This is a genomic window from Trichococcus ilyis (genome assembly GCF_900109135.1).
Taxonomy (GTDB): Bacteria; Bacillota; Bacilli; order Lactobacillales; family Aerococcaceae; genus Trichococcus; species Trichococcus ilyis.
This window is the reverse complement of sequence record NZ_FNYT01000001.1, coordinates 296,423-307,325: the sequence shown is the minus strand read 5'-3', so window position 1 is coordinate 307,325 and position 10,903 is coordinate 296,423. Positions and strand designations below refer to the sequence as shown.

The 10,903-nt window shown below is 49.2% G+C and carries 10 protein-coding genes; all 10 read left to right on the top strand.

Going from position 1 to position 10,903, the window contains the following annotated elements:
- A partial coding sequence (locus BMX58_RS01330; protein ID WP_165605746.1) for a transposase occupies positions 1-309 on the top strand: 309 nt, incomplete at its 5' end.
- A gap of 156 nt (positions 310-465) precedes the next feature.
- The gene (locus BMX58_RS01325; protein ID WP_068620762.1) at positions 466-1,413 is read left to right on the top strand and encodes a PhoH family protein; all 948 of its coding nucleotides are present in this window, start codon (positions 466-468) and stop codon (positions 1,411-1,413) included.
- A gap of 8 nt (positions 1,414-1,421) precedes the next feature.
- The gene (gene ybeY / locus BMX58_RS01320; protein WP_068620296.1) at positions 1,422-1,904 is read left to right on the top strand and encodes an rRNA maturation RNase YbeY; all 483 of its coding nucleotides are present in this window, start codon (positions 1,422-1,424) and stop codon (positions 1,902-1,904) included.
- Positions 1,876-2,301 carry a diacylglycerol kinase family protein gene (locus tag BMX58_RS01315; protein WP_068620298.1) on the top strand — a complete coding sequence of 142 codons (426 nt, stop codon included), beginning with the start codon at positions 1,876-1,878 and terminating at the stop codon, positions 2,299-2,301. Before ybeY ends, BMX58_RS01315 begins: the two co-directional genes overlap by 29 nt.
- Positions 2,302-2,311: 10 nt before the next feature.
- On the top strand, positions 2,312-3,223 hold the full coding sequence (era, locus tag BMX58_RS01310) for a GTPase Era (RefSeq protein WP_068620299.1): 912 nt from the start codon (positions 2,312-2,314) through the stop codon (positions 3,221-3,223).
- Positions 3,224-3,313: 90 nt separating this feature from the next.
- Positions 3,314-4,144: a DNA repair protein RecO gene (recO, locus tag BMX58_RS01305; protein WP_068620300.1), complete on the top strand. Its 831-nt coding sequence runs from the start codon at positions 3,314-3,316 to the stop codon at positions 4,142-4,144.
- Positions 4,145-4,428: 284 nt separating this feature from the next.
- Positions 4,429-5,340 (top strand): glycine--tRNA ligase subunit alpha, encoded by a 912-nt coding sequence (glyQ, locus tag BMX58_RS01300; protein WP_068620764.1) that lies wholly within the window; start codon positions 4,429-4,431, stop codon positions 5,338-5,340.
- 4 nt (positions 5,341-5,344) lie between these two features.
- Positions 5,345-7,408: a glycine--tRNA ligase subunit beta gene (gene glyS, locus BMX58_RS01295; protein WP_068620301.1), complete on the top strand. Its 2,064-nt coding sequence runs from the start codon at positions 5,345-5,347 to the stop codon at positions 7,406-7,408.
- Positions 7,409-7,696: 288 nt separating this feature from the next.
- Complete coding sequence (obgE, locus tag BMX58_RS01290) at positions 7,697-9,004, top strand: GTPase ObgE (RefSeq protein ID WP_068620303.1); 1,308 nt, start codon at positions 7,697-7,699, stop codon at positions 9,002-9,004.
- Between the two features lie 38 nt (positions 9,005-9,042).
- Positions 9,043-10,902 (top strand): acyltransferase family protein, encoded by a 1,860-nt coding sequence (locus tag BMX58_RS01285; protein WP_068620306.1) that lies wholly within the window; start codon positions 9,043-9,045, stop codon positions 10,900-10,902.
- Position 10,903 lies beyond the last annotated feature (1 nt).

Sequence of the window (10,903 nt, the reverse complement as noted above, 5' to 3'; positions counted from 1 at the left end):
AGCTACTGCAAACAATTAGGCATTCGCTTATCTGGACCGTCGCTCGGCAGGCCCAAGAAGGATCAAAAAGTAGACAAAAAACAAGAATACATCGATAACTGCAATCGAGTGGAGGTCGAAAGAGGCTTCAGCCTGGCGAAAAGAAAGTACGGGCTCAGGCTTATTCGAACACGCCTTGAAGAGACCAGTCTATGTGTGATTGCTTTATCCATCCTTACAATGAACCTGTCCAAGGTTTCATTGCGCATTTTTTTGACTATCATCCGATGGATGAGATTACCAAGAATGGAACCCTTGGTAATCCCGTAAGCTAACAATTAGGGATTTATTCAGCAGACATTAAATATTTTCAAATGCCTTCCGGCTTTGTGTTATACTATAAGCAATCGATAATGAAAAAATCCCTAATAGAGGAGTGTAGCTTGTTTGACCGATAAAGTGAATAAAACAGAGAAGATTGAAGTGATGGATGCATCCGTTTTGCCTCAATTATTTGGATCGCAAGATAAACATTTGAAGATGCTCGAAGAGGCTTTGCATGTGACCATTACGAGCCGCGGCATGAAAATCGAAATCAGCGGGGAAGAGCCGGCTGTCGATAAGGCCCGGTCCCTGGTGAAGCAGCTATTGGAATTGTTATCGCGCGGCATCCCTATTTCACAAACAGATATCGTCACAGCTATAAAAATGTCGGAACGCGGCAGTCTCGACTTCTTCATCAACCTCTATGAAGAGGAAATCGGCAGGACATACGCGGGCAAGCCGATCCGGGCGAAAAATTTCGGTCAAAGGCAGTATGTGCAAGCCGTCAAGAAAAAGGATGTCGTATTCGGGATTGGCCCGGCCGGAACCGGGAAAACCTTTTTGGCCGTAGTGATGGCGGTAGAAGCACTTAAAAACGGCAAGGTAAAAAAGATCATCCTGACCCGTCCGGCGGTTGAAGCCGGTGAAAATCTCGGATTCCTGCCCGGGGATTTGAAGGAAAAAGTGGATCCGTATCTGCGACCCGTGTATGATGCGCTTTATGCCATCTACGGAGTCGAGCACACGACCCGTTTGATGGACAGAGGGGTCATCGAAATCGCGCCGCTCGCTTATATGCGCGGACGGACCCTGGAAGACGCGTTCATCATCCTGGATGAAGCGCAGAATACAACGGTCGCGCAGATGAAGATGTTTCTGACCAGACTCGGTTTCGGTTCGAAAATGATCGTCAACGGCGACAAGACTCAAATCGATTTGCCGAAAGGAGTCGTTTCCGGCTTGAACGATGCTGAAAAAAAACTAAGAGGCATCCAAGATATCACCTTTGTCACTTTTGATACGTATGATGTCGTCCGCCATCCGGTCGTTGCGAGCATCATCAAAGCATACGACGTCAAAGAAGAAAACAAACACAACATAGAAAAGTGAGCGATTATATGGAAATAGATATTTTTGACGAAACCGAATCCGTACAGAAAGAGCACAGCGAATTGGTGCATTCCTTGATTTCTTTTGCGGGGGATTATCTGGGCTTGGCTCCGGACACAGAACTGTCCATCACTTTTGTGGGCAATGACCGCATCAGGGAAATCAATCGTGAATACCGCAATAAAGATCAGGCCACGGATGTCATCAGCTTCGCCCTGAATGATGACATGGAGGATGACTTTCCGATCAATCTGGAAACCATAAGCGGCGCATTTCCGGCCAATATCGGCGACATCATCATCTCGACAGACAAAACGGCTGAACAAGCCCAGTCCTATGGCCACAGTTTTGAAAGGGAATTGGGTTTCTTGGCCTTGCACGGTTTCCTGCATTTGAATGGTTACGATCACATGACGGAAGAAGACGAGAAGGAAATGTTCAGTCTTCAGAAAGAGATACTGGATGCTTATGGACTTAAAAGAGACGAGTAAAGAGAAAATAGAAAAAATCGGCAAGAATCCGAATTTCGTGGCGTCGGTGAGGCATGCCTTGGATGGCATCCGGATCATCCTGAAAGAGGAAAAAAACATGCGGAGTCATGCCTTGCTGGGCTTGATTCCGCTTATGTTCGCGTGGTTTTTTGAATCGAGCGCGCTGGAATGGATCGTCATCATCTTCTGTATTTTTTTGGTCATCATCATGGAATTCTTGAATACGATATTCGAGAATGTCGTCGACCTGGTCACCGATTATGAATACCATCCTTTGGCGAAGAAGGCAAAGGATATTGCTGCCGGAGCGGTCCTCGTGACGGTATTCTTTACGATCCTGATTGCTGCCATCCTTTTCTTGCCCAAGTTAGTGGAGCTACACTATAAGTTAAATTGAGGAGTTTTGTATGAATAAAAAAGAAAGTTTCAAATCAGGCTTTGTCTCGATCATCGGCAGGCCGAACGTAGGCAAATCAACGCTGTTGAACCGCATCGTCGGTCAAAAGGTTGCCATCATGAGTGATGTTCCGCAGACGACCCGCAACAAAATCCAAGGAGTGGTCACATCCGATGATTCCCAGATCGTCTTCATCGACACGCCCGGCATCCATAAGCCGCAGACGCGGCTGAATGATTTCATGCTGAAGAGCGCCTACAGTACCTTCAATGAAGTGGATTTGGTTTTGTTTATGGTGAATGCGACTGAAAAAAGGGGCGCCGGCGACAATTTTATCCTTGAAAAACTCAAGAATTTGCGCACGCCGAAGTTTCTGATCATCAACAAAATCGATCAGATCAGCCCGGAAGAAGTGCTTAAAATCATCATGGATTATACTTCCGATAACGAATTCAACGAAGTGATCCCGATTTCAGCCATCCAAGGGAACAATGTGGACGAAATGATGCTCACGATCAAAAAATATATGCCTGAGGGACCGCAGTACTATCCGGCCGATCAAGTGACGGATCACCCGGAATATTTTGTCGTTTCCGAATTCATCCGCGAAAAAATCCTTCAGCTTACCAAAGAAGAGGTGCCGCATTCCGTGGCGGTCGTGGTGGAGTCGATGCAGCGCAACGAGGACAATAAAGTCCATGTCCACGCTACCATCATCGTCGATCGTGCCAGCCAAAAAGGCATCATCATCGGCAAAGGCGGGAAAATGCTGAAGGAAATCGGTGTCCGGTCACGCCGGGATATCGAAGCGATGCTCGGTGATAAAATTTATCTGGAGCTGTGGGTCAAGGTCCAAAAAGATTGGCGCGACAAGCAGAGTTACCTGCAGGACTACGGCTACCGCCAAAAAGACTACGATTGATCCAGTCTCCGCAACAGCCAAATCAGAAGTAAGCTTTGAGAGTTTGGGAGTTTGCGTCCCGGACTCTTATCTTTTCGAAAAGGAGCGGACATGGAGAACTATCAGGAGTTTGAGGGTATCGTTTTATCCATCAGAAAGCACAGAGAAAAGGACGCTCTGGTCAAAATATTCACGCGTAATCACGGGAAAAGGATGTTTTTCGTGAAAAACATTAAAAACCCCAACCATTCCCTGAAGGCCGCTCTGCTGCCATTCACAAAAGCGACCTATCTTGGCCGCATCAAGGATGATGGACTCAGCTTCCTGCAGGACAGCCGTGAAATCACGCACTTTTCCAAAATGCAGACGGACATCCATCTGAATGCCTACGCAACCTATCTGAACAATCTTGCTGATGCGGCCATCAATGACGCCATCCAGGCAGTGGACCTTTACGACCTATTGGAAGAATCGTTGGTCGCTATGCAGAACGGCCTGGATCCGGAAGTGATCGTGAACATATTCGAGATGAGGGCATTGCAATATTTTGGGGCCGCTCCGCAATTGCAGTCGTGCGTCATCTGCCGCAGTCAGCAAGAACCTTTTGATTTTTCAGTCAAATATTCCGGCGTCCTTTGCCAAAGGCATTTTGGGGAAGACCCAAGAAGGTCGCATGCCAACCCCGCGGCTGTGCATTTTGCGCGGATCTTTCAGTTGGTGACGCCAAAACAAGTGGGGAATATCCGGATCAAACCCGAGACAAAAAAAGCGATCAGGACCTTCATCGACGAATTGTACGAAGAATACGTCGGGATCCGCCTGAAAAGCAAAAGTTTCATCGATCAGATGTACGCGTGGGAGACGAAGGTTGAGATTCCGCGCCGTTCCGCTGCCGCACCGTATCCGAAAGAAAGCGGACCATCCGATCCAAGTAGGTCTTGACATTAAGCGGCAACAACGATACTATTGTATAGAATTGAATACTGGACAGTGACGATAAAAGTACCTCTAGTCGGTACCGAGAAGCGAATTTGGGATAGTGCGAGCCAAAGCGGGAGACTATTGCGGAAAGGCATATCCGAGTCCTGTAACGAAGTGCCGGTACATGCCGGAATTAGGGTGGAACCGCGAAAATATTCGTCCCTATGTTTCAAGGAGACTTGATGCATAGGGACTTTTTTTGATGCATTCGCATGGTTGAACATTTCAAGTGGAGGAGATTTATGATGGAAAACAAATTAACAGTGCAAAGAATGATACAATCGCTGCAAAATTTCTGGGCAGACCAAGGCTGCCTTCTGATGCAGGCTTATGATACTGAAAAGGGCGCAGGAACAATGAACCCTTACACGTTTCTGCGTGCGATCGGGCCGGAACCGTGGAACGCTGCCTATGTGGAGCCTTCCCGCCGCCCGGCTGACGGCCGTTACGGCGAAAATCCGAACCGCCTGTACCAACATCACCAATTCCAGGTGGTCATGAAACCATCGCCGGACAATATTCAGGAACTTTATTTGGAAAGTCTGAAGGTTTTGGGCATCAATCCGATTGAACATGATATCCGTTTTGTCGAAGATAACTGGGAGAACCCTTCTCTGGGTTGTGCCGGTCTGGGCTGGGAAGTCTGGTTGGACGGGATGGAAGTTACCCAGTTCACTTATTTCCAGCAAGTAGGCGGCTTGGAATGCAGCCCTGTGACAAGTGAAATCACTTATGGGTTGGAGCGATTAGCTTCTTATATCCAAGATGTGAACAGTGTCTATGACCTGGAATGGACCGAGGGCGTGAAATACGGCGAAATTTTCGGACAACCCGAATATGAACATTCCAAATACTCCTTTGAAGAAAGCAATGTGGACCTGCTGTTCCAACTCTTTGATTCATTTGAGGCGGAAGCCACCAAGCAAATCGAGAACGGTCTTGTCCACCCCGCCTATGATTATGTCCTGAAGAGCTCGCATGCATTCAACTTGCTGGATGCAAGAGGGGTCATTTCGGCCACCGACCGTGCGGGATATCTGGCGCGTATCCGCAATATGGCGCGCCAATTGGCGAAAGCTTTTGTCCAAAAGAGAAAAGAGCTGGGATTCCCGCTGCTTTCGGATGATCAAAAAGAACTTGCCCTGAAGGAGGATTAATGAGATGACTCATACTGTATTATTAGAAATCGGGCTTGAAGAAATGCCCGCCAAATACGTGCGCACCAGCAGCATCCAATTGAAAGAGAAAATGACCGCATTTTTGGAGGAAAACCGCATCGGTTTCGAAGAAATCGAAATGTATGCGACGCCGAGACGTCTGGCGGTCATCGCCAACGGAGTGAGCGACAGACAAGCGGATTTGGCCGAAGTCGTCAAGGGGCCGGCAAAAAAAATCGCTTTGCAGGAGGACGGCAGCTGGTCAAAAGCGGCACTGGGCTTTGTCCGCGGCCAAGGATTGACCCCCGAAGACATCTTCTTTGAGGAACTGAAGGGTGTCGAGTATGTTTTCGTCAAGAAAGAAACCAGCGGAAAAGCTACGTCGGAAGTCCTGAAGGAACTGAACACGGTCGTGGAGTCGCTGACTTTCCCTGTTTCGATGCACTGGGGCAACCATCACTTCAAATACATCCGCCCGATCCATTGGATTGCGGCTTTGTCCGATGATGAGATCATCCCGTTCCAGGTGTTGGATGTCGCTTCCGGCCGGACTACGCGCGGACACCGTTTCTTGGGCAAAGAAGTCTCGCTCGCAAACGCGGGCGAATATGCAGAAAAGTTGGCCCAACAGCATGTCATCGCTGATCAGGACAAAAGAAAAAACATGATCCGGGCACAGTTCCAAAAAATCGAAGCTGAAAACGGCTGGATCATCCCCAATGATGAGACCCTGTTGGAAGAAGTCACCTCATTGGTCGAATATCCGACCGCCTTCTTTGGCGAGTACGACAACAAATATCTGGCATTGCCTGCCGATGTGTTGATCACTTCGATGAAGGACCACCAGCGTTATTTTGAAGTGAAGGACAAATCCGGCAAGCTGTTGCCGTACTTCGTATCCGTACGCAACGGGAACGGTTCATTCATCGAGAATGTGAAAAGAGGCAATGAGAAAGTCCTGACGGCAAGGCTTGAGGATGGTCTGTTCTTCTTCAATGAAGATCAACGCATCACTATCGCGCAATCAGTCGAAAAATTGAAAAAAGTGACCTTCCATTCGAAAATCGGTTCCATTCATGATAAGATGGAGAATACAGCGAAAATTGCTGCCCGCCTTTGCGACTTGTTCGACTTAGGGGAAGATGAAACCACGCAAGTGCTGCGGGCGGCATCGATCTATAAATTCGATTTGGTTACCAATATGGTTTCCGAATTCACCGAACTGCAGGGAATCATGGGTGAAGTCTATGCCCTGCAGCAAGGAGAGACTGCGGCGGTAGCCACAGCGATCCGCGAACATTACCTGCCTGTTTCCAGCGAAGGCGAGTTGCCGGAAACCCAGGTCGGAGCAGTCCTGGCGATGGCGGACAAATTGGACAGCATCATCAGTTTCTTCCTGCAGGACATGGTTCCGACAGGTTCGAACGACCCTTATGCCTTGCGCCGTCAGATGATCGGGGTCATCCAGATCATCGAGAAGTACCAATGGGCTTTCTCTTTGGAGGCATTGCTCTCGGACTTGCTTGCTGAGGTTTACGAGGTAGAAGATGCGGATTTGTCCGATAAAACGATGAAAGAACTTGCCGTCTTCGCAGGCGGCCGGATCCAACAGAAACTTCAAACTTATGGCATCCGTTATGACATTGTGGAGGCTGTACTGCAATCAAGCGAACAAGACGTCAACACCTTATTCGCAAACGCGCAAGTACTGCAAGCGCACTGCGAAGAGGAATCATTCAAGACGGTCATGGAAGCTCTTGCCCGGGTCGTGAACATCTCCGGAAATCCGGATGAATCGATCCCAGTCCAGAAAGAACTGCTTGAAACTGCCAGCGAAAAAAATCTCTATGTGCAGATCAATCATCTCGATTTGGCTCTGTCACACGGCGATCCGGAAGCGGACTACGCTGCATTGGCTGCGATTGCGCCATACATCGAAGCATATTTCGATGAAAATATGGTCATGGTCGAGGATATCGCCATCCGCAGCAATCGCCTGAACACACTCGGCAACTTGACGCTTAGCATCCTGCAGTTTGCTGACGTAAGAAAATTGATCCTTAAATAGTGAAGTGATGGAGGCGGGGCTAACATTGTTTACTCCCGGCTCCATCATTTTGTCTATCTCTGGACAGGGCGGGGGTCAGAGCCTGCGCTGTATTTTCTTTCCGTTTTTTGGTTAATATGGTAAATTAAGAGGGAAGAATGGGCGGTTCAGCAGAACGAAACGCAAATTATTTGTTAAAGATAACTGTCCGAATTGTTGATTGTGGAAGCATAATGGAAATAATTGGACCAATCGAATCATTTTGTTTGGCACATAGAGTGCCGGACATTTTTCCAAGGGGGAAAAAAGATGTCAATGTTTTTGGATCATGCAACAGTGCATGTAAAAGCCGGTAAAGGCGGCGATGGGATGGTAGCATTCCGTCGCGAAAAGTATGTACCTGACGGAGGCCCTGCCGGTGGCGACGGCGGTCGCGGGGGAAGCATCATTTTTGAAGTGGACCCAGGTCTGCGCACGTTGCTGGATTTCCGCTATAACCGGAACTTCAGAGGAAAACCTGGCGAAAACGGAATGAGCAAGAGCATGTTCGGCCGCGGAGCAAAGGATACAATTGTGAAAGTTCCGCCCGGTACGATTGTGCGCAATGCGGAAACGAAAGAAGTGATCGCTGATCTGACGGAATCCGGCCAACAGGCTGTTGTCGCAAAAGGCGGACGTGGGGGCCGCGGGAATAACCGTTTTGCAACCGCAAGGAATCCGGCGCCTGAAATCGCCGAAAACGGGGAACCAGGTCAGGAGCTGGAATTGGAACTGGAATTGAAAGTCATCGCCGACGTTGGTTTGGTGGGCTTCCCTTCAGTAGGTAAATCGACTCTGCTGTCGATCGTGTCCAAAGCTAAGCCAAAAATTGCCGCTTATCACTTCACTACCCTGGTTCCAAATCTGGGTATGGTGCAGACGCGCAGCGGTGAAGAGTTTGTCATGGCCGATTTGCCGGGATTGATCGAAGGCGCATCACAAGGCATCGGACTGGGCATCCAGTTCTTGCGTCATATCGAGCGCACACGAGTCATTCTGCATGTCATCGATATGGGCGGCACGGAAGGCAGAGATCCTTTCGATGATTACGAAAAAATCAACAAGGAACTGGAAAGCTACCAATTGCGTTTGCTCGAGAGACCGACTATCATTGTTGCGAACAAAATGGACGTGGCGGAAGCGGAAGAAAATCTAGAAACCTTCAAGCAGAAACTGTCCGAAAAATTCGGCGCTGAAGAAGCGCCGCGTGTCTTCCCGATTTCTGCCTGGTCAACAACCGGTGTCGCCGAATTATTGGACTACACTGCTGAAGTCCTGAAGGAAACGCCGGAATTCCCGTTGTTCGAAGAAGAAGAGGTCGAATCCTCCGTCCTTTATAAATTTGAGGAAAATCAACAGCAATTCAACATCGGTCGCGATCCTGATTCCACATGGGTACTGGGCGGCGAAAAATTGGAAAAATTATTCAACATGACCAATTTTGCGCATGACGAAAGCATCATGCGTTTCGCCCGTCAGCTGCGCTCCATGGGCGTGGATGAGCAATTGCGGGCTCGGGGAGCGAAAGATGGCGATATGGTCCGCATCATGAGCTACCACTTTGAGTTCGTCGATTAAATGGCAATAACAGTAACGATAAACGGGGGAGAAACATCGTGACATTACAAAAACGCTCGGTTCCATTGGACGGGATGCGGGCGCTTGCGATTGTTGCCACCATTTTCTATCATTTGATGCCTCACATTTTGCCGGGCGGCTACTTGGCAGTAAATATCTTTTTCGTCCTGACGGGCTATTTCATCACCGCATCGGTGATCGAAGAGTACGGGCAAAAACACAAATTGGCTTATAAACAATACTTATCCCGTCGATTCCAGAAGATATACCTCCCGCTAGTCTGGATGTTGGTGACTGTGACCGCCTATCTGACTGTATTCCAGAGGGATTTGTTGCTGAATTTACGTCCATGGATCCTCTCGTCACTAGGAATGTACAACAACTGGTGGCAGATCTGGGTGGGCGGGTCATATTTTGAACAATTCTATGTGCAATCACCATTCACGCATCTTTGGTTCCTGTCGGTAATGAGCCAGTTCTATATTGTCTGGCCGCTGTTTGCGCTGTTGTTGCTGGCCCTTTTCAAGGACAAACGCATCATCCTTTTTACTGCAGTCGGACTTTCCTTATTTTCTGCCGTGCTGATGGCAGGCTTGTACGAACCCGGGCAAGATGCTTCACGCGTCTATTACGGAACGGATACGCGCCTGTTTTCGTTCATGGTAGGCAGCAGCTTTGCTGTTGTCTGGCCTATTGGGGAGCTGGATCAAAGCCTGCCGAAGGGCAAAAGACGTCTGTTGGCCGCGGCCGGACTGCTCAGCTATGCTGTTCTGGGGATCATGTTCAGGTGCCTGTCGGATAGCCAGACACTCACCTATCGGGGCGGGATGTACTTGAACAGTCTTATCATAGGCATTGCGGTTGCCGCTACAGCGCATCCGGCGATGGGGCCAGCCAAAATTTTGCGGTTCAAACCGATTCAGTGGATCGGCAGGCGAAGTTTTCTGCTTTATCTCTGGTATTACCCTGTCATTTCCCTTTATCAGGCCAAAGTGGTGGACACGAGCACTATGCCTGGCCGCCATCTTTTGGTCCAGGCTTTGTTCATCCTGCTGCTCGCCGAGTTGGGGTATCAATTATTCGAAAAGGAACGTTGGAAGGTGCCGTTTCTGCAAAATTGGCGTCTTGGCGACAATCTTTCCGCCATGAAGGCAACCTGGTCCCGGAGCGCAACCCGGCATTGGCCGGAAAAAATCGCTTCGCTCATCAGTCTGAGCGTCCTTGCGGCAGCTCTGACGGGAATTCTGCAAGCGAGTTCCGGCGAGAACGTTGCTGTGCAGGAATTGCGCGATCAGATTGCGCTAAGCCAGAAAAAGATGGAAGTAATAAACCAGGACGAGTCCATCCGCAGCAGGGCCATCAACAATATCGAAGGGCTCGAACGGGAAGCGGTCCTGTTTGCGCATGATATGGATATCACTTTCATCGGCGATTCCGTGTTGCTGTCAGCGGCAGATCAATTGCTGTCTGTGTTCGGGCAAGCTGTTGTGGAGGGAGCTGTCAGCCGGCAACTCTACCAGACCGCCGGAGTGATCGACTCGCTGAAAGAGCGGGGGCAGCTGCACGAGACGGTCGTAGTCATCCTGGGGTCCAATGGCACTTTCACGCAGTCGCAAATGGAAGCTTTCATCAAGAGGATCGGTCCGTCCAGGGAGCTGTTTTTCCTCACGACGAATGTTCCGAGAATCTGGAAAGACAGCGTGAATGCGCAGTTGGCGCTTGCCGAAAGCAACCATTCCAATGTCCATATTCTGGACTGGGACGGCCACAGCGATGGGCACGATGATTGGCTTCTGGCGGACAAAGTGCACCCGAATCCAACCGGTGCGCATCAACTGGCCATCTTTATGGCAGAGCAAATCTATCGAGAATCAAATGAAGAAAATGGGAGCAACTGAT

Bases quoted from the DNA above. Each gene is read 5' to 3' on its own strand.
- BMX58_RS01325 (WP_068620762.1), top strand. From the start codon at position 466: ATGGATGCATCCGTTTTGCCTCAATTATTTGGATCGCAAGATAAACAT.
- ybeY (WP_068620296.1), top strand. From the start codon at position 1,422: ATGGAAATAGATATTTTTGACGAAACCGAATCCGTACAGAAAGAGCAC.
- BMX58_RS01315 (WP_068620298.1), top strand. From the start codon at position 1,876: ATGCTTATGGACTTAAAAGAGACGAGTAAAGAGAAAATAGAAAAAATC.
- era (WP_068620299.1), top strand. From the start codon at position 2,312: ATGAATAAAAAAGAAAGTTTCAAATCAGGCTTTGTCTCGATCATCGGC.
- recO (WP_068620300.1), top strand. From the start codon at position 3,314: ATGGAGAACTATCAGGAGTTTGAGGGTATCGTTTTATCCATCAGAAAG.
- glyQ (WP_068620764.1), top strand. From the start codon at position 4,429: ATGGAAAACAAATTAACAGTGCAAAGAATGATACAATCGCTGCAAAAT.
- glyS (WP_068620301.1), top strand. From the start codon at position 5,345: ATGACTCATACTGTATTATTAGAAATCGGGCTTGAAGAAATGCCCGCC.
- obgE (WP_068620303.1), top strand. From the start codon at position 7,697: ATGTCAATGTTTTTGGATCATGCAACAGTGCATGTAAAAGCCGGTAAA.